Here is a 24,539-nt window from a genome sequence, read left to right as displayed (position 1 = left end):
CAGAGTGTCGGCGTCGGGGGTTCGACTCGTACCCGATCCTCTCCCGGATCCGGATGGAAAGGTTGGGCACCTTGCGGCGCAACAAGATGAGGATCACCGGCGCGGTGGTGGTGAGCGCGACGCTCGCGCTCAGCGCCGTGGCCTGTGGTGGCGACGATGACGGGGGCGGCGGCAGCGGCAACGAGATCACGATCGGGTTCATGGGTGACCTGACCGGTGAGAACTCGGGCCTGGTGATCCCGCCGAAGCAGGGCGCGCAGCTGGCTATCGAGCAGTACAACGCCACGAACCCCAAGGTCAAGATCAAGTTCAAGACCTATGACAGCCAGGGCAAGGCCGAGCAGGCCACGCCGCTGGCGCAGGGCGCGGTCAAGAGCGACAAGATCGTGGGCCTCATCGGACCGGCGTTCTCCGGTGAGTCCGAGAGCGTCGGCCCGATCCTGGAAGAGGCGAAGATCCCGAGCGTGTCGCCGTCCGCGACGAGCGTCACGCTGGGCGAGAAGGGCTGGAAGTACTGGCACCGGGTGGTCGCCGACGACGCCGTGCAGAGCGACGGCGCCGCGAACTTCCTGGTGAACTCGGTGAAGGCCAAGAAGCTCTTCACGGTTTCCGACAAGCAGGCCTACGGCGAGGGGCTGGCCGGCGCCATCGGGAAGGCCGCCGCCGCCAAGGGCGTGCAGGTCCAGTCGGACGGCGTGGACGACAAGGCGACGGACTACTCTTCCACCGTCAACAAGATCAACCAGTTCAAGCCCGACGCGGTCTACTTCGGCGGCTACTACGCCGTCGCCGGCCGGCTGTTCAAGCAGCTGCGCGAGGCCGGGTACAAGGGCAAGATGATGTCGGGCGACGGCTCGCTCGCCACCGGGCTGATCGAGGGCGCGGGCGAGAAGAACGCGCAGAAGGCGCTGCTGAGCTGCGGCTGCCTCATCGACGCCGAGGGCAAGACCAACGAGAAGGCCAAGAAGTTCGCCACCGACTACCAGACGAAGTTCGGTGCCGAGGTCGCGATCTACTCGACCGAGGGCTTCGACGCGGCGACGGCGTTCATCGAGGCCGTCAAGGCCGGCAAGACCACGCCCGAGGACATCAACGCCTACCTGAAGACGATCGACGTCCAGGGCGTCGGCAAGCAGATCAAGTTCGACGAGAAGGGCGAGCTCGCGGCCAAGGACATCTTCATCTACGAGGTCCAGGGCAACAAGCTGCCGCTGCTCGGCAACAGCAACGAAGCAAAGGTCTCGTAGGCGTCACCACGCCTGGACTGACCTGACCGTCCCCCGTTCCGGGGGCCTCTGATGGCGCGGGAGCGGGAGCGCTACAGCGCTCCCGCTCCTTTGACGAAGGCGACCGAAGGTGCTCGACGACTTCATCAATCAATTCTGGCCGTCGACCGTGGACGGGCTGGCGCTGGGCGCGATTTACGCGCTCCTCGCGCTCGGCTACACCATGGTCTACGGCGTGCTCCGGCTGATCAATTTCGCGCATGCCGACATCTTCATGGTCGGCACGTTCGCCGCGCTGTGGACGGCCCGCGGGATCGGCGCCAACGACGTGGGCGGGATCGCGCTCATCGGCGTGGTGGTGCTGATGGCCGTCGTGGCGGGCGCGGTGGCGGGCGGCGGCGCGATGCTGCTGGAAGTGACCGCCTACCGGCCCTTGCGCAAGAAAGGCGCGTCCCGGCTGGCGGCGCTGATCTCCGCGATCGGCGCGTCGATCTTCATCCAGCAGCTGATGGGCACGGTGGTGATCCATCGGGTCTTCGGCACCTCGAAGGAGGGCGGCAAGCTCGACGTCAACGAGCACTTCAAAGAACTGACGGCCATGGTGGACGCCGGCCCGATCATGATCCGCAACGATCAGCTGATCGTCTTCGTCGGCGCGGTGGCGATGATGATCGCGCTGGACCAGTTCGTGAACCGGACCAAGCTCGGCCGCGGCATCCGCTCGACCGCGCAGGACCCGGAGACCGCGGTGCTGATGGGCGTCAACATCGACCGGGTGGTGTCGGTGACCTTCCTCGTCGGCGGCATCATGGCGGGCGTCGCCGCGGCCCTGTACTTCCTGCGGTTCGAGACCACGAACTACTTCACCGGGTTCCTGCTCGGCATCAAGGCGTTCACCGCGGCGGTGCTCGGCGGCATCGGCAACATCCGCGGCGCCCTGGCCGGCGGCTTCACCCTGGGGTTGCTGGAGATGTACGGCTCAAGCATTTTCGGCTCGGAATGGCGTGACGTCGTCGCGTTCACCTTGCTGATCCTGGTCCTGATGTTCCGTCCCACCGGCATTCTCGGTGAGTCCCTCCAGCAGGCGCGCGCATGAACCTCACGAAGAACGGAAACGGAAACGGCGGCCTCGGCGGGGTCCGCGACATGCTCTCCTTCGATCCGATCCGCAACGCGTGGGCGGGCGCTCCGCCCGTGGTGCGCTGGATCGTCTACGGCCTCCTGATCATCGGCGGCCTCCTGCTGCCGAGCGAGTCCATCGGCAGCTTCATGGCGCCGAGCGGCTCCGACTGGGCCGGAATGCTGAGCACCCAGATCGCGATCTACGTGCTCCTGGCGATCGGCCTGAACGTGGTGGTCGGCATGGCCGGCCTGCTCGACCTCGGGTACGTGGCGTTCTACGCGGTCGGCGCCTACACGATGGCCATCTTCGCGACCAAGTACAACTGGACCTTCTGGGAATCGCTCGTCCTGGCCATCCTGTTCTCGGCACTGGCCGGCGTGATCCTGGGTGCTCCCACGCTGCGGTTGCGCGGCGACTATCTGGCGATCGTGACGCTCGGCTTCGGTGAGATCGTCAAGCGGACCGCGAACAACAGCGAGTACGTGAACGGGCCCCGCGGCGTCCAGGGCATCCCGCACCCGCCGTCGCTCTCGGAATTCGAGATCATGGGCGTCCAGCCGCTGAAGTACGGGCTCCTGGACGCACGGCCGTACTACTACCTGCTGCTCGTCTTCATCATCGTCGCGATCATCTTCGTGAAGCGGCTGGAGAACTCGCGGGTGGGCCGCGCGTGGGTGTCGATCCGCGAGGACGAGGACGCGGCCGAGCTGATGGGCGTGCCGACGTTCAAGTTCAAGCTGGCGGCGTTCGCGATCGGCGCCGCGATCGGCGGCAGCGGCGGCGTGGTGTTCGCCTCGCAGCAGACGTCGATCACCCCGCTGAACTTCGAGTTCCTCGTGTCGGCGCTGATCCTGGCCGGCGTGGTCCTCGGCGGCTCGGGCAACCTGCCCGGAGTCATGCTGGGCGCCGCGCTGCTCGCCTGGCTGCCGGAGCGGTTCCGGGAGCTGAAGGACTACCGGATGCTGATCTTCGGTGCCGCACTGGTGCTGATGATGATCTTCCGTCCGGAGGGCCTGTGGCCGTCCCGGCAGCGGAAGGCCGAACTGGCCGAAGGCACCGGCGGTATGGGCAGTATGGGAGCCGAGGTGGCCGGACCGGACAAGCCCGACTTCGGCCCGGGAGAGACGCTGGAGGAGGGCAAGTGAGCGGGACGAAGGACCCCACGCCCGTCCTTGAGCTGCGCGACGTCGTGATGCGGTTTGGCGGCGTGGTCGCGCTCAACAAGGTGAACCTCACGGTCACCGAAGGCGAGATCTTCGCGCTGATCGGCCCGAACGGGGCCGGGAAGACGACGGTGTTCAACGTGACCACCGGCGTGTACCGGCCGTCCGAGGGGCGGGTGGTGTTCCGCGGGAAGCGCATCGACGGGAAGAAGCGGTACGTCGTCACGAAGCTGGGCGTGGCCCGGACGTTCCAGAACGTCCGCCTGTTCCACAACATGACGGCGGTCGAGAACGTCCTCGTCGGCACGGACGCGCACCACCGGACCGGGTTCGTCGCGGCGGCCCTGGGCCTGCCCTGGCATCGCCGCGAGGAGCGCACCGGCAGGGAGCGCGCCCGCGAGCTGCTGGAGCTGGTCGGCATCCCGCACCGCGGCGAGGAGGCGGCGAAGAACCTCCCGTACGGCGACCAGCGGCGGCTGGAGATCGCGCGGGCGCTCGCGACCGAGCCGAAGCTGCTGCTGCTGGACGAGCCCGCCGCGGGCATGAACCCCGCGGAGAAGGCCGCGCTCCAGGACCTGATCCGCAGGATCCGCGACACCGGGGTGACCGTCCTGCTCATCGAGCACGACATGAGCCTGGTGATGGGGATCAGCGACCGGATCGCGGTGCTGGACTTCGGCCAGAAGATCGCCGACGGCCTCCCGGCCGAGGTGCAGAACGACCCGCGGGTCATCGAGGCGTATCTGGGGGCACCGGCCGATGCTTCTTGAGATCGACGACATCCACGTCCACTACGGAAAGATCGCGGCGTTGAAGGGCATCTCGGTGTCCGTCGACCAGGGCGAGATCGTCACGCTGATCGGCGCGAACGGCGCCGGGAAGACGACCACGCTCAAGACGATCTCCGGCCTGCGCAACCTGTCGTCGGGCGCGGTGCGCTTCGACGGCAACGACATCAGCCGGATGCCCGGGCACAAGCGCGTGCTCGCCGGCATCGGGCAGGCTCCCGAAGGGCGCGGCATCTTCCCCGGCATGACCGTGGAGGAGAACCTCCTGATGGGCGCCTACGCCCGCAAGGACAGCGCGGCCAAGGAGCTGGCGGAGGCGTACGAGCTGTTCCCGCGGCTGGCCGAGCGCCGGTCGCAGGCGGGCGGCACGATGTCCGGCGGCGAGCAGCAGATGCTCGCGATCGGGCGGGCGCTGATGGCCAAGCCGAAGGTGCTGCTGCTGGACGAGCCGTCCATGGGCCTCGCGCCGATGCTGGTGCAGCAGATCTTCTCGATCATCGTGGAGATCAACCGGCGCGGCACCACGGTGCTGCTGGTGGAGCAGAACGCCCAGCAGGCGCTCCAGATCGCGCACCGCGCGTACGTGCTGGAGACGGGCCGGGTCGTGAAGGCGGCGCCCGCGGGCGAGCTGCTCGACGACCCGCAGGTCCGCGCGGCCTACCTGGGCGGCGCGTCGGGCGACGACCTGACCGCCGCGTCGGACGTCCAGTCGGCGGACACCGCGGACACCGCGGAGGCCGCCGGCACCGCGGACGACCCCGAGGAGGGGACGTCCCGGTAAGCGGCTCCCAGGCTGCGGTACACGCCCGTCCAGATCCGGTTCGCCGGGGTGGGCGGGCGTGCCGCGTCCGGGCGTCCTGAACGCCCTGAGAGACTCCTGAGCCCGGCCAGGGGTGAGGCGGGGTCAGGGGAGCGGGATCTCGGCGGGCGCGGGGTCGCGGACGGCCCCGACCGGCGGCGACCCGTAGAGCCGGACGGCCTTGACCTTCGCCCCGTGCGGGACGTCGAACCAGACGTCGAACTCGGCGCGCATGAACGAGCCCACCGACAGCCGCTCCGGCTGCCGCTTGATCATGGTGGCGTTGACGTCGGGGGAGTGGACCCTGCCGTCGGTGGTGACGAGGCGCTGCTTCCAGGTGTCGAAGACCTGGATGTCGCGCCCGGTGTTGACGGCGAGGACGCGGATCCGGGTGAACGTGCCCTTCGATCCCATCGCCGCGTGGGTGCCCATCACCTCGGTCATGCCCTCGCTGAAGCCGATGACCGTGAACGTCAGGTCGGCGCTGCGCCCGGTCTTGCCCACCGGCACGGACTCGCCCTCGCGGACCTTCTCGGCGGGGATGCTGTAGGCCGGCGTCGCCGGGGTCTTCCCGGATCCGGTGGCCCCCGCGAACGCGACGGCGCCCGCGAGCACGGCGGCGCCGGCGATCGTGAGGGGAACCCGCGAGCGGGCGGCACGGAGGCGCATGCTCGGAACGTACGGCGCGATCGCCGTCCGGGTGAACGCCCCGGCGCGATTCGCAACCCAACCGCAACCAGTGTCAGCCGTACGCCGGTGTCGCGGGACCGGGCGTCGGGGCCCGGACATGCGTTGACCCGGGATCACCTTTGGGGCCGTACGAACCTTCCCCGGGCGCGTACGTTGTCTACTCGGTGATCCCGGGCCGTTCCGATCCACGCTACAGACCCGGGGCCGCGCACCGCAAAGGAAGTCGGCCCCGAGATCATTTCTCCGGCGCGTCGCGGAGCATGCAGGTGAGGCGGGCGGTGCAGACCCGCCGGTCGTCCTCGTCGGTGATCACGACGTCGTAGGTGGCGAGCGTCCGGCCGCCGTGGACGCGGGTCGCCACGCCCGTCACATGCCCCTCGGTGGCCGACCGGTGATGGGTGGCGTTGATCTCGATCCCGACGGCGATGCGCCCCGCGCCCGCGTGCAGCGCGGAGCCGACGGACCCGAGCGTCTCGGCCAGCACGCAGGAGGCCCCGCCGTGCAGCAGCCCGTACGGCTGGGTGTTCCCCTTCACGGGCATCCGCCCCACGACACGCTCCGGAGACGCCTCAAGGAACTCCACGCCCATGGCCTTGGCCAGGTCACCGTGCGAACCCTCGGGAAAGATCTCCGCACCTCCCACGTCACTCATCGGACCCTGCCTTTCTGGGGGACGACCCCCAGACCCCCGAGCCGGAGGTCCGAAGATCCTCGCTCCGCTCGGTCTTCGGACCTGCTTTTCTGGGGGACGACCCCCAGACCCCCGAGCCGTCGGTCCGAAGATCCTCGCTCCGCTCCGGTCTTCGGACCCTGCTTTTCTGGGGGACGACCCCCAGACCCCCGAGCCGTCGGTCCGAAGATCCTCGCTCCGCTCCGGTCTTCGGACCTCCGCAAAACTGTCGTTGACGCAGACTAGAGTCCTGGTGTGGTGACGAAAGCAGCGACCCCTGACAAGCGTGACCGGCTTCTCCTGCTCGACGGGCATTCCCTGGCCTACCGGGCGTTCTTCGCCTTGCCCGTGGAGAACTTCTCCACGACCGACGGGCAGCCGACCAACGCCGTGTACGGCTTCACCTCGATGCTCATCAACGTCCTGCGCGACGAGCAGCCCACCCACATCGCCGTGGCGTTCGACCGCTCGGAGCCGACGTTCCGGCACGAGCAGTACGTCGAGTACAAGGCGGGGCGGCAGAAGACGCCGGACGAGTTCCGCAGCCAGGTCAGCCTGATCTTCGAGGTCCTCGACGCGCTGCGCATCCCGCGCATGTCCGTCGCCGGGTTCGAGGCGGACGACATCATCGCCACGCTGTCCGTCCAGGCCGTGGCCGCGGGCATGCAGACCCTCATCGTCACCGGCGACCGGGACGCCTTCCAGCTCGTCAACGACGACGTCACGATCCTGTACCCGGTCCGCGGCGTCTCCGAGCTGTCCCGGATGGACCCGGCCGCCGTCGAGGGCCGCTACGGCGTCCCGCCCGCCCGGTACCGGGAGCTGGCCGCGCTGGTCGGGGAGAGCAGCGACAACCTCCCCGGCGTGCCCGGCGTCGGCCCGAAGACCGCCGCCAAGTGGCTCGTCAAGTACGGCGACCTCGCCACCCTCATCGACCGCGTCGACGAGATCAAGGGCAAGGCCGGCGACAGCCTGCGCGAGCACCTCGCCGGGGTGATGCGCAACCACCAGATCAACAAGCTCGACACCGAGGTCGGCCTCGAGCTGACGCCGCCGCAGCTGACGATGGGCCAGTGGGACCGCGACGAGATCCACACCCTGTTCGACTCGCTCCAGTTCCGCGTCCTGCGCGAGCGCCTGTACTCCACGATCTCCGCCGCCGAGCCGGAGGCCGACGAGGGCTTCGACGTCCAGCTGGACGCATTGGAGCCCGGCGCGCTGGCGGCCTGGCTCGACGCCAACGCGGGTGACCGTCTCGGCATCGCCGTCATCGGCACGTGGGGCCGCGGCACGGGCGAGATCACCGCGCTGGCGCTGGCGTCCAAGAAGGGCCCGGCCGTGCACCTCGACCCGGCCGAGCTGATCGAGGACGACGAGCGCGCCCTCGCCGCCTACCTCGCCGACGTCAAGCGCCCCAAGGCGATCCACGAGGCGAAGGGCCCGATGCTCGCGCTCGCCGCCCGCGGCCTCGCACTCGACGGCGTCACCAGCGACACCGCCCTGGCCGCCTACCTCGCGCTCCCCGGCCAGCGGACGTTCGACCTCGCCGACCTCGCGCTGCGCTACCTGCACCGCGAGCTGCGCAGCGAGACCGAAGACACCGGGCAGCTCACCCTCGACGGCTCCGGCGAGGAGGAGGCCGCCGAGGCGCTCGCCGTCCGCGCCCGCGCCGTGACCGAGCTGGCCGACGTCCTCGACAAGGACCTCGACAAGCGCGGCGCCACCCGCCTTCTCCACGAGGTCGAGCTGCCGCTCGTCGGCGTCCTCGCCGGGATGGAGCGCGCCGGGATCGCCGTCGACACCGACCACCTCGCCGGGCTGTCGGCGTCCCTCGGCGGCCAGGTCAAGGAGCAGGAGCAGGCCGCCCACGCCGCCGTCGGCCACGAGTTCAACCTCGGGTCGCCGAAGCAGGTGCAGCAGGTCCTGTTCGACGAGCTGAACCTGCCCAAGACCAAGCGCACCAAGACCGGCTACACCACCGACTCCGAGGCCCTCACGAACCTCCTGGAGAAGGAGCCGCACCCCGTCCTGGAGCACATCCTGCGGTGGCGCGAGGTCGCCAAGCTCAAGAGCATCGTCGACTCCCTCATCCCCATGGCCGACGACGCCGGGCGCATCCACACCACGTTCAACCAGATGATCGCCGCCACCGGCCGGCTGTCCTCGACCGACCCGAACCTGCAGAACATCCCCATCCGCACCGCCGAGGGCCGCCAGATCCGCGAGGCGTTCGTCGTCTCCGGCGAGTACGAGTCGCTCCTCACCGCCGACTACTCGCAGATCGAGCTGCGCATCATGGCGCACCTGTCCGAGGACGACGCCCTTCTCGAAGCCTTCGGCACCGGCGCCGACTTCCACACCATCACCGCGTCCCGCGTGTTCGGCCTCCCGCCCGAGCAGATCGACTCCGAGCTGCGCGCCCGCATCAAGGCCATGAACTACGGCCTCGCCTACGGACTGTCCGCCTACGGGCTCTCCCAGCAGCTCCGGATCTCCCCGGACGAGGCCCGCGGCCTCATGGAGGAGTACTTCGAGCAGTTCGGCGGCGTCCGCGACTACCTCCGCGACATCGTCGCCAAGGCCCGCCAGGACGGCTACACCGAGACGATCCTCGGCCGCCGCCGCTACCTGCCCGACCTCAACTCCGACAACCGCCAGCGCCGCGAGATGGCCGAGCGCATGGCCCTCAACGCCCCCATCCAGGGCTCCGCCGCCGACATCATCAAGGTCGCCAGCCTCAACGTCGACCGCGCCCTCCGCGCCGCGGGCCTCACGTCCCGGATGCTGCTCCAGGTCCACGACGAGCTCGTCTTCGAGGTGGCCCCCGGCGAGCTGGACGACCTCAAGACGCTGGTCAGCGCCGAAATGGCGGGCGCCTACGACCTCCGCGCCCCGCTGAGCGTCTCCATGGGCACCGGCCAGACCTGGCAAGAGGCCGCTCACTAGAAAGACACCCCGCTCACTAGAAAGACACGCAGAGGCCCCGTTCCGGTGATGAACCGGGCGGGGCTTCGTCTTGTCCGGCGAACGGTTTTACCAGCGGATTCCGGACTTGGTGGGATGCGGGATGGGCCGGGGGTGGTGCGTGGGGATCTTGGGGGTATGCGAGCGGGTGTCCATTGATGTCCGGGGGGCCTACTCTGTCCACCGGGTCCTGTTCGGGTCGACCGGCGGGGGGTAGCGTGCCTCTGCTTCACAAGATCGCTGCAGTTGTGATCGTCTGCGCCGTGGTGCTGGGGCTGGCGCTTCCCGGGGAACGGCGGCCGCGGGAGAAGGCGCCCGCGGCGGAGCGGGCCGGGAACACCTCCGGGACGGCCGACGCCGCCACCGCGGCCAAGGCGAGCGGGGCGCCTGCGCCAGGTGGGTCCGCGTCGCCGTCCGCGTCCGCGACCCCGACCGGGCCGATCCCGGCGGCGGCGCCCGGGGCGGTGGCCGTCAAGGCGAACGAGCTGGGCCAGGTCCCGGTGCTGATGTACCACCGGGTCGTGAAGAAGCCCGAGATGTCGCTGGACCGGTCGACGAAGGAGCTCTACGACGAGCTGACGCGGCTGGCCAAGGGCGGGTACTGCCCGATCACCGCGGGGGAGTTCGTGAGCGGGCGGTTCAACGTCCCGGCGGGGAAGCATCCCGTGGTGCTGACCTTCGACGACAGCACGCCCGGGCATTTCGCGCTCGACCCGTCGGGGCGGCCGCTACCGGACACCGCGGTCGCGATCATCCAGCGGGTCGCCCAGGAGAACCCCGGATTCCGGGCGACGGCGACGTTCTTCCTGAACAAGGAGCTGTTCGGGCTGGAGGGCGGCCCGGCCGCCGTGGCGCTGAAGTGGCTGACGCAGAACGGGTTCGAGCTCGGCAACCACACGACGTCCCATCCCAATCTCGCGGGCATGTCCGAGAAGAAGGTGCGCGACGAGATCGGCGGGATGGAAGACCGGATCTTCCAGCTGACCGGGGCGCACACGGCGACGCTGGCGTATCCGTTCGGGTCGGTGCCGCGCAAGGAGAAGTGGGCGCGCGGCGACGGGGCGCGCTACTCGTTCCAGGGAATCTTCCTCGCCGGATGGCGGCCGTCGCCGTCGCCGTTCGCGACGGAGTTCGACCGGTGGAAGATCGACCGGGTGCGCTCCGAAGGCAAGATCAAAGAGAACGACTGCACCAGGTACTGCTCCACCGCGTGGCTGGAGTATCTGGACAAGAACCCTGATGAGCGCTACACCTCTGACGGAGACCCGGCCACGGTGTCGTTCCCGAAGATCGCCGAAGACCGGCTCGACGGGACGTACCGGGCGCGGGCGCGATCATACTGACGGCGCGCCGCCCACCGGATTGACCACGGGAGTTCGGTCCCATATCCTGATCGCTGCGCTGTGGGCCTGCGCGCGCTTCGGACGGAGCAGGCTCGCGCTCGGTCAGGTCGGCGACAACGGTTCGGTGTACTGACGCGGCAGCGACCGCGTCCGATTCCGGTCTTCGGCAGGGCGGATACCGGCCCTCCGCGCATTACCCATACGACTTCCATGTCCGTACCGGAGCCAGCCGACACATGACGAGCAGCACCGAGGCCACCTCGACCACCCCGCAGGTAGCGGTCAATGACATCGGGTCCGAGGAAGCCTTCCTCGCCGCCATCGATGAGACCATCAAGTACTTCAACGACGGCGACATTGTCGAGGGCACTGTCGTCAAGGTCGATCGTGACGAGGTCCTCCTCGACATCGGCTACAAGACCGAGGGCGTCATCCCCTCGCGCGAGCTGTCCATCAAGCACGACGTCGACCCGAACGAGGTCGTGACGGTCGGCGATCACGTCGAAGCCCTGGTCCTCCAGAAGGAGGACAAGGAGGGCCGGCTGATCCTGTCCAAGAAGCGCGCTCAGTACGAGCGCGCCTGGGGCACGATCGAGAAGATCAAGGACGAGGACGGCATCGTCACCGGGACCGTCATCGAGGTCGTCAAGGGCGGTCTCATCCTCGACATCGGGCTGCGCGGCTTCCTGCCGGCCTCCCTGGTCGAGATGCGGCGGGTGCGCGACCTGCAGCCGTACGTCGGACGCGAGCTCGAAGCCAAGATCATCGAGCTGGACAAGAACCGCAACAACGTGGTCCTGTCCCGCCGCGCCTGGCTGGAGCAGACGCAGAGCGAGGTCCGCCAGACCTTCCTCAACACCCTGCAGAAGGGCCAGGTCCGCAAGGGCGTCGTGTCCTCCATCGTCAACTTCGGCGCGTTCGTCGACCTCGGCGGTGTGGACGGGCTCGTGCACGTCTCCGAGCTGTCCTGGAAGCACATCGACCACCCGTCCGAGGTGGTCGAGGTCGGCCAGGAGGTCACGGTCGAGGTCCTGGACGTCGACATGGAGCGCGAGCGGGTCTCGCTGTCGCTCAAGGCGACGCAGGAAGACCCGTGGCAGCAGTTCGCCCGCACCCACCAGATCGGCCAGGTCGTGCCGGGCCGCGTCACCAAGCTGGTGCCGTTCGGCGCGTTCGTCCGCGTCGAGGAGGGCATCGAGGGCCTGGTGCACATCTCCGAGCTGGCCGAGCGGCACGTGGAGATCCCCGAGCAGGTCGTCCAGGTCGGCGACGAGATCTTCGTGAAGATCATCGACATCGACCTCGACCGGCGCCGGATCAGCCTGTCGCTCAAGCAGGCCAACGAGGGCGCCGCCGGAGTCGAGGAAGAAGACTTCGACCCGACCCTGTACGGCATGCCCGCCGAGTACGACGACCAGGGCAACTACAAGTACCCGGAGGGCTTCGACGCCGAGACGGGCGAGTGGCTGCCCGGCTTCGACGAGCAGCGCGAGACCTGGGAGCGGCAGTACGCCGAGGCCCGGTCCCGCTTCGACGCCCACCGCCGGCAGATCGAGGAGGCCCGCAAGGCCGAGGCCGAGGCGGGCGCCGAGCCCGCGGGCGGCTCCGGCGGCGAGCGCGGCTCCGGCGGCGAGACGTCCTACTCCGGCGGCGGGGAGAGCGAGTCCGGCGGTGGCGCGCTCGCCACCGACGAGGCTCTCGCCGCGCTGCGGGAGAAGCTGTCCGGCGGCCAGTGACCGATCACTGATCCGCCCCTGGCGCACGTGTCGTCCGCGACAGGGCCGTGAGTCCATGACCACGGTCCTGCGCGGCGGCCGGTGACGTTCAGACCACGGCCGGAGAACGATCCCCCGGGATCGCGCTCCGGCCGTGCTTCGCTGCGCCGGGTTCGGTAGCCTCGCCGTCGTCTCGAAGGCCTGTTCATCCCCCGGGAGCACACGTTCAAGTGGCCAGCACAGAGGTAGGCACGCGAACCGGCGGATCCGCCGCCGGGCCGCCGATCGTCCCGCAGGGCCCCGCCAGGCTCGCGCTGATCGCCGTCACGGTCGCGGTGCTCGCGCAGACGCTCCGGTTCTCGCTGCCCCAGCTCGACCGGTTCGCCGAGTCGGCCGGCACCGGGGTCGCCGCGGGCGGCGTCCTCGCCGTGTACCTCGCCGGGTTCGCCGCGCCGCTGATCCGCCGCGCCGCCGGGCCCCGCGGCCTGCTCGTCGCCGGCGTCGGCGGGCTCCTCGCCGTCCGGCTGCTCGCGCAGGGCATCGAGCCGCGCACCTGGCTCGCGTTCGCGGGCACCGCCATCGGCATGATCGCCGTCGCGGCGCTGTACGAGGGCGCCCGCGGCCTGTCCGGTGTCGGGTTCGCCACCGCCACCGTGGCCGGGCTGTCGATCGACACCGCCGTGCGGATGTGCTTCGCCACCTGGGACCCGGTGTGGCGGACCGGCGTCGGGCCATGGCTGGCGTGCCTGGCGTTCGTCGGCCTCGGCGCAGCCGCGCTGTACCGGGAGCTGTCGTCCGGGCCGGTCGCCGCGCCCGGCATCTCCTGGCGGGACGCCCTCGGCGCCGCCGCTTTCGGACCGTTCCTGGCGCTGCAGGTCCTCGTGCTGTCCAGCCCCGCGTTCGTGGCGTCGTCGGGCTGGCGGTCGCTGACCGCCGCGCACGTCGTGATCGTCGTCGGGCAGGGGCTCGCGCTGGCGTTCCTCGCGTCCGGGCTCGCCGTCCGGGCCGTGCCGGGCGGGGTGTGCGTGCTCGGCGGCACCGTCCTCGGGGTCGGCGCCGGGGCCGTCGCCGGGACGTACGCGGTCTCCGGCATCGAGGTCGTCCCGATCGTGATCCTCGGGCAGGTGCTGTCGGCGTGGCTGCTCGCGGTCGCGTGCCGGGCGCCGCTGCGCCGCGCCGGAACCGGCGGGCCGGTGTGGCGGATCGACGTCGGCGCCGCGCTCGGCGGGCTCCTGATCGTGGTGATCCTCGTCCCGTACCAGGTCAGCGCCGTGTCGCCGCTGCCGTTCCCGAACAACCTGCTGCCCGGCCTCGCCGGGATCCTGCTCGGCGCGCTCGCCGCGATCGCCGCCGCGCGCGGCGGGCCGCTGCCCGCCCGCGCTCCGCTGCGCGCCCTCACCGCCGGCGGCGCCGCGCTCGGCCTGCTCGCCGGGACGCTGGTGTTCACCGTCGCCGCGCCCGACGGGAAGGCACAGACGGCGCCCGTCCCCGGGACGGTGCGCGTGCTCAGCTACAACATCCACGACGCCGTCGACCAGTCAGGGCGCCTCGACCCGGAGGGCATCGCCCGGGTGATCGAGGGGCAGCGCGCCCAGGTCGTCCTGCTGCAGGAGGCCGGGCGCGGTTCGCTGCTGTCCGGCACCGCCGACGTCGGCGTGTGGCTGTCGCGGCGCCTCGGCATGAAGCTGATCTGGGGGCCCGCCGCCGACGGGCAGTTCGGCAACGCGATCCTCACCTCGCTGCCCGTGCACAGCTCCGGGACGGGCCGCATGCCGCGCGGCGACTGGTCGCAGATCCGCGGCTACGTGTGGGCGCGGCTCGGCGTCGGCGGCACCACGATGGACGTGTGGTCGACGCACCTGGAGGGCGGCGACGACCAGGCGGACGAGCGGTCCCGCTCGATCGCCGCGCTGCTGAGGGCCTGGGGCGGCGCGCCCCGCACGCTGATCGGCGGCGACTTCAACGCCGGGCCCGGCAGCCCGGAACTGGCCGCGATGACCGAGGGCACCGACCTGCGCAGCGCCGCGATCGGCGACGACACGTCCCCGACCAGGGCCGACGGCGAGCACGTCGACTGGATCTTCGGGTCGGACGGCGTCCTGGTGACCGAGTACGACGTGCCGGTGTCGCGGGCCTCGGACCACTATCCCGTCGCGGTGACCGTCCGGATCGGCCGCTGAGCGGCCGGGGTTCGTGTCCCGCCGCTAGGGTCGTCCCCATGAGCGAAGCGAACCCCGCGGCCGCCCCCACCGCCGGGAGCGGGCCGGTGAGCGCGCCCGCCGTCGCGATCGAGCGGGCCGTCCCGGACGACGCCGGGGAACTGCTGACCGTCCAGCGCGCCGCCTACGTCACGGAGGCGCAGCTGTACGGCGATCCGTTCCTCCCCCCGCTGGTCGAGGCGGGGGAGCAGCTCCGGAAGGTTCTCGCCGGGGACGCGGTGGTGCTGAAGGCCGTGCTGGGCGGACGCCTCGTCGGCGCCGTCCGCGCCCAGTTCGGCGACCGCACGTGCCTCGTCGGGCGGCTCGTCGTCGTCCCCGACATGCAGGGCCGCGGGATCGGCGGGCGGCTCATGCGCGCCCTGGAGGACGAGGTGGCCGGACGCGCCGACGCGTGCGTCCTGTTCACCGGGCACCTCAGCGAGACGAACCTGCGCCTGTACCGGCGCCTCGGCTATGCCGAGACGCACCGGGAGCGCGTCGCGGCGCATCTCACCCTCGTCCACATGCGCAAACCCCTCGTCCCGGCCGGAACGGCCGGCGGTTAGGGTGAGTTCGTGCTGAAAGTGGGACTCACGGGCGGGATCGGCTCGGGCAAGAGCGAGGTGTCGGCCCGGCTCCGCGAGCGCGGCGCCGTCGTCATCGACGCCGACAAGATCGCCCGCGAGGTCGTGGAGCCGGGCACCCCGGGCCTCGCCGCCGTCGTCGCGGAGTTCGGCGCGGACGTGCTGCTCCCGGACGGTGCCCTCGACCGCGAGAAGGTCGGCCGCATCGTGTTCTCCGACCCGGAGCGGCTCGCGGCGCTGAACGCGATCGTCCACCCGCTGGTGGGGGAGCGGACGAAGGAGCTGATGGACGCCGCTCCCGCCGGCGCCGTCGTCGTCTACGACGTCCCGCTCCTCGCCGAGAACGGCCTGGCGGAGATGTACGACGAGGTCGTCGTGGTCGACGCCCCCGAGGAGGTCCAGCTCGACCGGCTGGTCGCCAGGCGCGGCATGACGGAGGAGGACGCCCGCGCCCGCATGGCCAGCCAGGCGTCCCGCGCGGACCGCCGCGCCGTCGCCACCCGCGTCATCGACAATTCAGGCACGCTCGACGACCTGGAATCCCAGGTCGACGCCCTCTGGGAATCTCTCGCCCGGCATTGACGGGGCCCATTATGGAGGGCTCTTAATCAAGCACGTCACGTGATCATGCTGGTGCGCTGGGAGACGTTTCCGTGCCGTGGCCGCATTCGGACCTTGTGGCATCTCGAATGAATGGTGTAATCGGGGGTTGAACCGCTCCATTTTAAGGAGATGTCATGGCGCGTGTCACGCTTCGTGTAATTCTGGGAATGAGCCTGGTCGCCGGTGGTGTCGCGGTCGCGTCCCCCGCCGTCGCCGCCGGTCCGGCCGGGTCGCCGACGGAGCTCAAGCTCTCGGTCATCCCGCAGGAGAGCGGAAGGCCTCGCTATGCGACGCTGACCTGCGACCCTGTCGGCGGCACCCACAAGAACGCCGCGGCCGCCTGCGCCGAGCTGGCCCTGGCGGACGGGGACATCTCGAAGGTCCCGCCGCAGCGGGGCGGGTGCCTTCAGGTCTGGATCCCGGTGGACGCCGCCGCGACCGGGTATTGGAAGGGCGCTCCCGTCAAGCCGTTCTCCAAGACCATCACCAATGACGGGTGCGCCAGGATCTATTACGGCCACGTCTTCGACTTCTGACGGCAGGACGAGCTCGGAAGGGGCTCAGAAGGGCGCGTCCAGGGGGAGTTGGTGGACTTCGCGTAGGTAGGCGTCCAGTTCGCCGGGCTCGAAACGGCACATGCCCACGGCGTACCAGAATTCCGCGGTGGCGTTGCCCTCCCATTTGTAGCGGCCGTCGGGCGCCAGGGCGGCCCATCCTTCGGCGAGGCCGAGAAGGGTGGCGCGGCGCGCGGGCGCGGCGCTGCCGGTGATACCGCAGCCGGTGACGTCCCAGAGGATGATGGCGCCGTCGTCGCCGGCGGTGGCGAGGTGCGCTCCGTCCGGGCTGAACGCGACCGACCAGATACGGCGGGTGTGGCCGGTGAGGGTGTGGACGGTCTCGCCCGTGGACGGGTCCCAGAGGCGCACCGCCATGTCGTCGCCCGCGCTTGCGAGCAGGTTTCCGGACGGATGGAACGCGGTCGTCCACAGGCGGCCCGTGTGGCCGGTCAGGGTGTGCAGGGACTCTCCGGTGGCCGGGTCCCAGAGGCGGACGGTCCCGTCGTTGCTGGCGGTGGCGAGGGTCTCCCCAGACGGGGAGAAGGCCACGCGGTAGACGCGGTCGGTGTGGCCGCGCAGTTCGGCGGTGAGCTCGCCGGTCCGCGGATGCCAGAGCCGGACGAGGCCGTCGTCGCAGCCCGTCGCGACCAGGGCGCCGCCCGGCTGGAAGTCGATGGAGCGGACGCGGCCCCGGTGGTCGGCGAGGTTGACGGTCTCGCGGCCGGTCGTCCAGTACCAGAGCCGGACCGTGTCGTCGTCGTTGGCGGTGGCGAGGATGTCGCCGGCGGGCGAGAACGCGTGCGCCCACACGTGGTCGGTCTCCGCGTTCAGCTCGCGCTCGAACGTGCCGGTCCCGGCCTGCCACAGGTGGACGCCGCCGTCGTTGGTGGCGGTGGCGAGCTGGGAGTCGCGGGTGTTGAACGCGGCGGAGGTGAGGTTGTCGGCGACGCCGCGCAGCTCGCGGATCATCCGCCCGGAGCGCGGCTCCCAGAGCCGGACCAGGCCGTCGTTGCCGCTGCTGGCGAGCATGCCGCCGTCCGGGCTGAACGCGACGCCGGTGACGCGGCGGCCGTGGCCGCGCAGCACGACGCGGCACTGCCCGGTCTCGGCGTCCCAGATCCGGGCCGTGCCGTCGTTGCTGCTGGTGGCGAGCTGGGCGCCGTCCGGGCGGAACGCGAACGGCCACACCGCGCCGCGATGCCCGGCCAGCTCGAGGCGCTGCCGGCCGCTCCGCGGGTCCCAGAGGCGGATGACGCCGGCGGCGTCGGCGGTGACCAGGCGGCCGCCGTCCGGGCTGAAGGCCGCCTGGTAGATGGAGCCCCGGTGGCCTTGCAGGGTGGTGCGCTGGCGGCCGTCCTCCCAGATGCGGACGGACGCGTTGGTGTCGCCGGTGACCAGGAGGTCCCCGTCCGGGTGGAACGCGATGGCGTAGACGCGGCCGGTGTGGCCGAGGAGTTCCTGGCTGATCTCACCGGTGCGGATGTCCCAGAGGCGGACGGCGCCCTCCTGGTCTCCGGCCGCCAGGAGGGAGCCGTCGGGGTGGAACACGGCCCGGTAGACGGCGCCGCGGTGGCCGGTCAGTTCGCGCTGGAGGGCGCCTGTGGCGAGGTCCCAGACGCGTAGCGTGCCGCCCGCGTCGCCGGTGACCATGAGCGAGCCCGCGGGGTCGAACACAGCCGTGTAGACGGGCGCGGTGTGGCCGGACAGCTCGTGCAGGAGGGCGCCGGACGAGGCGTCCCAGACGCGGATGGTCCCGTCGGCGGCGCCCGCTGCGACGAGGTTCGCTCCCGATGGGGCGCGCCCGCCGACGACGAGCGGCCACACCCCTTCGGGGTGGACGGTGAAGGTGTGGGCGGTGTGGCCGGTGGCGAGGTCCCAGATGCGGACGGTGCCGTCCGCGGCGCCGCTCGCCAGGAGGTTCCCGGGGGAGTCGAACGCGACCGCGTAGGCGCGGTCGGTGTGGCCCTGGAGTGTGCGCAGCGGCACGCCTGTGACGGCATCGCAAACGAGGATGCCGCCGTCCTCGCTGCCCAGGGCCAGGACGGAGCCGCCCGGGCTGTAGGCGAGGGGGTGGGGGAGACGGCTGGTCTGGAAGTGGAAGCCGTAGGGGACGCCGACGGCGGGCGGGGCGACCTGGATGTCGATGGGGCGGCCGGGCGCGATCGCGGCCTCGCGCAGTTCGGGCGCGGCCGCGATCCGGTCGGGGAGCACGGCGTCCACGAGGGCGGCGCGGGTCCAGCGGCTGCCGTCGACGGCGACGTCCCGCAGGTCGGCGCGGGCCAGGCGGGCCCGGGACAGGTCCGCGCCGCGCAGGTCGGCACCGGCCAGGTTGGCCTCGTCCAGGCGCGCCCCGGCCAGGGACGCGTCCCGCAGGACGGCCCGCGACAGGTTCGCGCCGACGAGCTGTGCGTCGGTGAGGTCCGCCCCGGTGAGGTCGACTTCCTGGAGGTCGCGGTAGGACAGGTCCTCGCCCTGCAGGCGCGCGCCGCGCAGATCGGTGCGCGCCGGGGTGCGCAGGCGTGTGGTGATGCGGATCGCGTTGGCGCGGGCCGTGTCGTCTGCTTCGGGGTCGGCGAGGACCCCGGCCGCCCAGTCCTGGCACGCGCGGGTGTCGGCGAGGTCGCAGAGGAAGTCGACGGTCAGCTGGGTCAACGCACGGCGTCCTAGCGCCGACGGCGCCGTGCCCTGGGCGAACTCGTCGGCGATGTGCCGCGCGACCAGCCACTCCATGACCGATGTGTGGATGAACCCGAACAGGCCCTCGTCGGTGCGGATCAGCAGGCTTCCGGCGCCGACCGCGTGCGTCACCTGGTGCGGCGACATGCGCCCTCCGGCGAGGCCGGTGAGGGTGTCCGCGACGTCGGTGAGCTCGGCGAGGCGCAGGAACTGCTCGTTGCCCTCCCAGAGCCGCAGCGCGAGCGTCCCCACGGCGCGCCACATGTCGTCCGCCTTCAGCCCGGACGGACCGCCCGAGCCGCCGACCCGGTCGGCCTCGTGGGCCAGCCACGACGACAGGATCTCCTGGTACAGGTCGGCAGGGCTGACGGCACGGCGGGCCTGCGCGACCGCGCGGAGCCGGTCCTCGGGCAGGTCGGCGATGAACGACAGCATGCGCGGGTTGGACGTCAGCGCCAGCAGTTCCTCGATGCCCGCCAGGAGGTCCAGCCGCGCCTCGGCCACGGACTCGTCCCCGTACCGGTTCAGCAGGTAGGAGCGGACCTGCGGTGGCGCGAAATCCTCCAGCCCGAGGACGCGCCGGTGCGGGAGGACGCCGACCTTCTCGCCCAGTGCGGTAAGTACCTGGGCCTGCGACTTGAAGTGCTGGGTGCGGCTCGCCACCACGATCTTGGCCTTGTCCTGGGCGGCCTGCAGCAGGGTGTCGAGGTGGTCGGCGGCCTTGTCGTAGGTCATCCGCGTGACGAGCTCGTCGAACCCGTCGAAGAGCAGCACGATGCGCCCCTGGCGCAGCATGTAGTGGAACGCCTTGAGGTCGATGAGCTCCTCGCCGTGGTTGGCCAGGTGCGCGGCGACGAGACCGTCCACCGAGTGCGCCTTGTCCAGCGCGCGCAGCTCGATCAGGATCGGGATGACGTGCGGGAGCTCCTCGGGGATGCGGCGGGCGAGCTCGCGCAGGGCGAAGGTCTTGCCGCGGCCGAAGTCGCCGAGCAGCAGCAGGAACCGGCCGTGGTCGGCGGCCAGAAGGCGCAGCATCTCTCCGACGACGTCCTCGTGGACCTCCGTGATCGAACGGCTCTCCTCGCCGGACGAGGCGTCGCCGCGGAGGCGGTCGAGTTCCCGGTAGCGCTGCGGGACGTACAGGGTCGGCGGGTACAGGCCGCCTGCGGAGAGCCGCCCCGTCTGGGCCGTCACGTACTCCGACAGGTCGACGAGCCCCTGGAACTCGGTGAGGCTGCGCACGCGGATGCCGCGCCGCAGGGCGTCGTCGCGTAGGGAGCGGGCCGGTGCGGGCCCCAGGTACACCAGTTCGGATCCGTGGTCGGTGCCGTCGGCGTGCACGTGGCGGACGAACGCGTCCACGTCCGACTCTGTCACCCGGCCCACGTGGGCGCCGATGCGGTACTGCCGGACGAACCCGTCCTCCAGGTGGGTCAGCAGCAGGTGCGGCGGGTCCGCGCGGCCGTCCTCGCCCGGCGGCGGGACGATGCGCCGGATGGTCGCGCGCTCGAAACGCGTCTCGCACGCCTCCGTCAGGCGGTCGAGCAACTGCGCCGTGGGGTCGGGCACAGGGTCGGCCGCGCCGTTCGCCATGGGGCCGATCTCCGGGACGGGCGGTGCCGGTGGGGTCTCGGCGGGCGGGAACGTTCCCTGGACACTCGACCACGGCACTTCGAGCCGTTCCGGGCCTCGCCGTTCGGCGTCCTCTGGGATCCACCTGTCGAGGCCGTCGCGTCGCATGACGACGATCTGGTGACGTCCAGGCCCGAGTGCGGGGACGCATGGGACGCCATTGCCGAGCAGGGGAACGGCGCCGAATTCCGACTCCGCCCCTTGGAAGAACAGGTTGATGTGGCCGGCGAGCAGCATCTCGATGGTCTCGGGGTCGCGCAGCGCACCCGGCTCACCGGCAATTGGCGTGTGTTCGATCGCGCCTAGGCGGAGCCATCCCTCGTCCTCGAAATGGCGGAGACGCTCGTTGAACCAGGCCGCCTGCGCCCGCCCGACCCGCCCGTAGCGGTCGGCCTCGCGGTGGGACTGCGGCAGCGTCGAATTGAGACCGGCGACCACGACCCGCAGATCCGGGATGGGGAACAGCGTCCACGGCTGTGCGCTGTCGAAGATGAGCGCGTCTATGCCCTGGTAGAACTCCTTGAACAGGCCCGCGTAGTGGCGCCATTTCGGCCAGTACGGCGGCTGCGGCTCTATGTCGTCGGCCTCGCAGCTGGAGAAGTAGGCCTGGCACGCCGCACGGGTCACGTCGTGCGTGCCGGGGACGACCACGACGCGCTGCGCCTCAAGCCCTAGCAGCGCACGCAGGCTCGTCAGGAACGACAGCGCCTCGGCGAACTCCTTGCGGCTGCCCGAATGGGTGATGTTGCCGGTGACGACGAGCAGCTCCGGGCGCGGCACGCCGGAATCGGCCAACCGCGTCACGTCGCTCCAGATGCGGTCCTGCAGCTCGGTGGCCGTGGTGGGCTCGCCGGGCTCGGCGAGCGTCCGCCCGAACCGGGGGCCGGAGATGTGCAGGACGCTGAGGTGCTCGCGCGGCTCGTCGCGGGCCTCGTCGGCCGCGGGGAACACCGGCGCCGCGACGGGCGCCCGCCGGGCGGGCCGCTCCCCGGCCGGCTCCGGCCGCCCGGCGCCGTCCCCGCGCCCCTCAGACGGCTCCAGACGGCCCTGGAGTGGCGGCCTGGACTGCGGGAGGGCCGGGCCCGGCCCGGGGAAGCCTGGGCCGTCCTGGGGGCGCGCATGGCCGGCGAGGGCCTCCTCGATGCGGCGCATCAGCAGCCGGCGCGCCTCGTCCGGGTCGGCGATCCCGACCAGGTCCACGTAGGTGATCGTCGACAGCAGCCCGTCGATCGGGCAGTCCTCGATGCGGACCGTGACCAGCTTCCGGGCGGGATCGTCCGGGTCGGCCCTAAGCGCCGCCATCCATTCCAGACGCCCGTACCTGGAACGCAGGTAATTGCTCGACAGCACCGCCACCACGGCCTTGGCCTCCGACAGGCCCCGGTCCATGAAGTCGATGAAGTTGGTGCCCGGCACGAAGTCCCACGCCTGCATCATCGTCCGGTGCCCGGCGGCCTCCAGCTGCCACGCGATCCAGGACGCCCACCGCTCGTCCGCAGGGGAGTAGCTGATGAAGAAGTCGGTCGGACGCTCCTGCCTGGCACTGGAACGGGGCTCGCCGGGGGGTGTCATGCCGCCAGTATCCCGTTCCCGCACGGGGATTTCAGCGTGCCGTGCCGCGTTACGGATCATGGCGTCCGGCGCCTGGGAACGCTATGGGATCATGGCGCGGTGTCAGCCCGGATCGAGATCGCGCGCCGCGCGGTGCGCTCGCTAGGGGTTCTCGACTGGATCCGCATCGGCGTCCTCGTGCTCGGCGTCCTCTTCGTCGTCACGGGCCTGCTGCCTGCCGATACGGCCCGTTCCAGTATCGGACGGGTCGCGCCTCTGCTGCTGTTCCTGTTCAGCGTCATCATCCTGGCCGAACTCACCAAGGAGGCCGGGGTCTTCGACGCGATAGCGCAGCGGCTGGCGCGGGCCGGGCGCGGGAACTACGGCGCGCTGTTCGTGCTGTGTGTGGCGTTCGCGTCGCTGACCACCATTTTCCTGAACCTCGACACGACGGCTGTGCTGCTGACGCCGGTCATGCTGGCGCTGGCGGCGCGCGCGCGGATCGCGACCCTCCCGCTGGCCATGACCACCGTGTGGCTGGCCAACACCGCGAGCCTGCTGCTGCCCGTATCGAACCTGACCAATCTGCTGGCCGCCGACCGGGTCGCGCTGGAGACCCGCGAATTCGCCGCGCGCATGTGGGCGCCGCAGCTCGCGGTCCTGGCCGTCACGATGGCGCTGCTGTGGGCGTTCTATTGGCGGCGGAGCATGCGCGGTGCGGACACCTATGACCCGCCAGAGCCCGCGCCCATAAAGGACCGGGTGCTGTTCTCCGCCACCGGGCTCGCATGTCTCATCTTCATCGGCGCGATTCTGGCCGGTGTCCACACGGGCATTCAGCTCGGCATCGCCGCGACCATTTCCGCCGCAGTGGCCGTTGCCGTTTTCGCCGTCCGTGACAGGGCGGCGCTGCGGCCCGCGCTGATCCCGTGGCAGCTCATGGTGTTCGTCACGGGCCTCTTCCTGGTCGTGCCCGCTCTCGAACGGTTCGGCCTGGACGACGCCATGCGCGCCCTGGTGGGCGGGGACGACGGCGTCGCGGGCGCGTTCCGGGCCGCGTTCTCCGGTGCGGGGCTGTCGAACGTCCTCAACAACCTGCCCGCCTACGTGGCGGGCGAGTCGGCCGTGCCCGCCTCCAACAGCGACCAGCTTCTGTCACTGCTCATCGGGACGAACGTGGGGCCCGTCATCACGCCGTGGGGCTCGCTGGCCACGCTGCTGTGGTTCGAGTGGTGCCGCCGCTGGGAAGTCCGGGTTCCGATCCGCAAGTTCGTCCTCACGGGGACGGTCCTGGCCGTCGCGGGCTGTGCCGCCACCGTTCCGGCCCTGCTCGTGACCAGCTGACGGCTCCGCTGGACCGAGCGCCCTTGCGCTAGGCGACGTGGCCGTTCTGGCCGCCCCCGCCCAGGCGCGCCGAGATCTTCGTCGTGGTCTCCAGAAGGCGGTCGAGCAGCTCCGGGCGCGCCGCCACGAACCCCAGGTCCGACGCCGGAAGGTCGATGCCGAGCTCGTAGGGGCGCCCGTCCAGGCGGCGCAGTTCGGCACCGGCCTCGGCGGCCAGCAGCGCCCCGGCGGGCAGGTCCACGATCTCGGGCAGGTAGCCGACGATCCCGTCGATGTCGCCGCGCGCCAGCATCGTCCACGCCACGAGCGGAGCCCACAGCTGCAGCATCCGCGCGCATTGGTCCTCCAGGGCCGAGCGCAGGGCGAACGCCACCGGATCGCTCGACTTGACCTGATGCCCCTGCGTCCATGCCAGGACCGGGTTCTTCTCCCGCCCGGGCCGCGGACGTTCGGCGAGCGTCAACGGCTTACCGTCCGGGCCGACGGCGCCCCGTCCGCGCACGGCGGACCACGTCCGTCCCGTCACCGGGTCGTGGACGACACCCAGAACGGGCTCGGCGCGCGCGCACAACGCCAGACCCACCGCATAGACGGGCATGCCGATCGCCACGTTGTTGGTGCCGTCCAGAGGGTCGACGAGCCAGACCATCTCCTCGCCGGGCGCGCCCCCCAGGACACCGGACTCCTCGGCGATGATGCGATGCCCCGGATACGCGTCCCGCAGCACGCCGACGATCAGCTCCTCGGCGGCCAGGTCGAGATCGGTCACCACGTCCGCGCCCGTGCCCTTCACACTGACGGCCAGCGGCCCGTCCACACCGGCGCTGAGGAGTTCACCGGCCGCCTCGGCGGCCGCCACGGCCACGCGGCGGGCCGCCGACAGATCGACGGGAAGGGCCGGTGACGGGGTCAT

The 24,539-nt window shown here is 71.1% G+C and carries 17 protein-coding genes; 13 read left to right on the top strand and 4 right to left on the bottom strand.

Going from position 1 to position 24,539, the window contains the following annotated elements; translation table 11 throughout:
* The first annotated feature begins 71 nt into the window (after positions 1 to 71).
* From ACH34S_RS13750 to ACH34S_RS13730, 5 genes are all read left to right on the top strand, one after another.
* Positions 72 to 1,247, top strand: coding sequence for a branched-chain amino acid ABC transporter substrate-binding protein (locus ACH34S_RS13750; protein ID WP_395952950.1), 1,176 nt, complete (start codon positions 72 to 74; stop codon positions 1,245 to 1,247).
* 124 nt (positions 1,248 to 1,371) lie between these two features.
* Positions 1,372 to 2,322: a branched-chain amino acid ABC transporter permease gene (locus ACH34S_RS13745; RefSeq protein ID WP_395953329.1), complete on the top strand. Its 951-nt coding sequence runs from the start codon at positions 1,372 to 1,374 to the stop codon at positions 2,320 to 2,322.
* The gene (locus tag ACH34S_RS13740) at positions 2,319 to 3,494 is read left to right on the top strand and encodes a branched-chain amino acid ABC transporter permease (RefSeq protein ID WP_395952949.1); all 1,176 of its coding nucleotides are present in this window, start codon (positions 2,319 to 2,321) and stop codon (positions 3,492 to 3,494) included. Before ACH34S_RS13745 ends, ACH34S_RS13740 begins: the two co-directional genes overlap by 4 nt.
* A gap of 47 nt (positions 3,495 to 3,541) precedes the next feature.
* Positions 3,542 to 4,282 (top strand): ABC transporter ATP-binding protein, encoded by a 741-nt coding sequence (locus ACH34S_RS13735; RefSeq protein ID WP_395953328.1) that lies wholly within the window; start codon positions 3,542 to 3,544, stop codon positions 4,280 to 4,282.
* Positions 4,272 to 5,081: an ABC transporter ATP-binding protein gene (locus ACH34S_RS13730; protein WP_395952948.1), complete on the top strand. Its 810-nt coding sequence runs from the start codon at positions 4,272 to 4,274 to the stop codon at positions 5,079 to 5,081. Before ACH34S_RS13735 ends, ACH34S_RS13730 begins: the two co-directional genes overlap by 11 nt.
* 123 nt (positions 5,082 to 5,204) lie before the next feature.
* Here the strand turns inward: ACH34S_RS13730 and ACH34S_RS13725 are convergent, their stop codons facing one another.
* Complete coding sequence (locus ACH34S_RS13725; RefSeq protein ID WP_395952947.1) at positions 5,205 to 5,768, bottom strand: DUF4352 domain-containing protein; 564 nt, start codon at positions 5,766 to 5,768, stop codon at positions 5,205 to 5,207.
* A 256-nt stretch (positions 5,769 to 6,024) separates the two neighbouring features.
* Positions 6,025 to 6,441: a PaaI family thioesterase gene (locus tag ACH34S_RS13720; RefSeq protein WP_395952946.1), complete on the bottom strand. Its 417-nt coding sequence runs from the start codon at positions 6,439 to 6,441 to the stop codon at positions 6,025 to 6,027.
* Positions 6,442 to 6,714: 273 nt separating this feature from the next.
* Here ACH34S_RS13720 and polA point away from each other — a divergent pair, with 273 nt between their 5' ends.
* The 7 genes from polA to ACH34S_RS13685 all read left to right on the top strand — a co-directional run bounded on the left by polA (position 6,715) and on the right by ACH34S_RS13685 (position 16,402).
* Complete coding sequence (polA, locus tag ACH34S_RS13715) at positions 6,715 to 9,405, top strand: DNA polymerase I (RefSeq protein ID WP_395952945.1); 2,691 nt, start codon at positions 6,715 to 6,717, stop codon at positions 9,403 to 9,405.
* Positions 9,406 to 9,641: 236 nt separating this feature from the next.
* On the top strand, positions 9,642 to 10,766 hold the full coding sequence (locus tag ACH34S_RS13710; protein ID WP_395952944.1) for a polysaccharide deacetylase family protein: 1,125 nt from the start codon (positions 9,642 to 9,644) through the stop codon (positions 10,764 to 10,766).
* Between the two features lie 236 nt (positions 10,767 to 11,002).
* Positions 11,003 to 12,502 carry a 30S ribosomal protein S1 gene (gene rpsA, locus ACH34S_RS13705; RefSeq protein ID WP_395952943.1) on the top strand — a complete coding sequence of 500 codons (1,500 nt, stop codon included), beginning with the start codon at positions 11,003 to 11,005 and terminating at the stop codon, positions 12,500 to 12,502.
* 209 nt (positions 12,503 to 12,711) lie between these two features.
* The gene (locus tag ACH34S_RS13700) at positions 12,712 to 14,661 is read left to right on the top strand and encodes an endonuclease/exonuclease/phosphatase family protein (protein ID WP_395952942.1); all 1,950 of its coding nucleotides are present in this window, start codon (positions 12,712 to 12,714) and stop codon (positions 14,659 to 14,661) included.
* A 38-nt stretch (positions 14,662 to 14,699) separates the two neighbouring features.
* Positions 14,700 to 15,245: a GNAT family N-acetyltransferase gene (locus ACH34S_RS13695; protein WP_395952941.1), complete on the top strand. Its 546-nt coding sequence runs from the start codon at positions 14,700 to 14,702 to the stop codon at positions 15,243 to 15,245.
* Positions 15,246 to 15,254: 9 nt separating this feature from the next.
* Complete coding sequence (coaE, locus tag ACH34S_RS13690) at positions 15,255 to 15,845, top strand: dephospho-CoA kinase (protein ID WP_395952940.1); 591 nt, start codon at positions 15,255 to 15,257, stop codon at positions 15,843 to 15,845.
* Positions 15,846 to 16,000: 155 nt separating this feature from the next.
* Complete coding sequence (locus tag ACH34S_RS13685; protein ID WP_395952939.1) at positions 16,001 to 16,402, top strand: SSI family serine proteinase inhibitor; 402 nt, start codon at positions 16,001 to 16,003, stop codon at positions 16,400 to 16,402.
* Positions 16,403 to 16,426: 24 nt separating this feature from the next.
* Here the strand turns inward: ACH34S_RS13685 and ACH34S_RS13680 are convergent, their stop codons facing one another.
* Positions 16,427 to 22,303: a TIR domain-containing protein gene (locus tag ACH34S_RS13680; protein WP_395952938.1), complete on the bottom strand. Its 5,877-nt coding sequence runs from the start codon at positions 22,301 to 22,303 to the stop codon at positions 16,427 to 16,429.
* Between the two features lie 99 nt (positions 22,304 to 22,402).
* Here ACH34S_RS13680 and ACH34S_RS13675 point away from each other — a divergent pair, with 99 nt between their 5' ends.
* On the top strand, positions 22,403 to 23,626 hold the full coding sequence (locus ACH34S_RS13675) for an SLC13 family permease (protein ID WP_395952937.1): 1,224 nt from the start codon (positions 22,403 to 22,405) through the stop codon (positions 23,624 to 23,626).
* A gap of 28 nt (positions 23,627 to 23,654) precedes the next feature.
* On the opposite strand, the gene ACH34S_RS13670 is transcribed toward ACH34S_RS13675, so the two are convergent.
* Positions 23,655 to 24,539, bottom strand: a complete 885-nt coding sequence (locus tag ACH34S_RS13670) for an inositol monophosphatase family protein (protein ID WP_395952936.1) — start codon at positions 24,537 to 24,539, stop codon at positions 23,655 to 23,657.

Origin of the sequence: Actinomadura sp. 3N508, from assembly GCF_044326375.1 — a bacterium.
Classification (GTDB): Bacteria; Actinomycetota; Actinomycetes; order Streptosporangiales; family Streptosporangiaceae; genus Spirillospora.
Note: the sequence above shows the minus strand (reverse complement) of the source record. Positions and strands in the feature narration are given on the sequence as shown.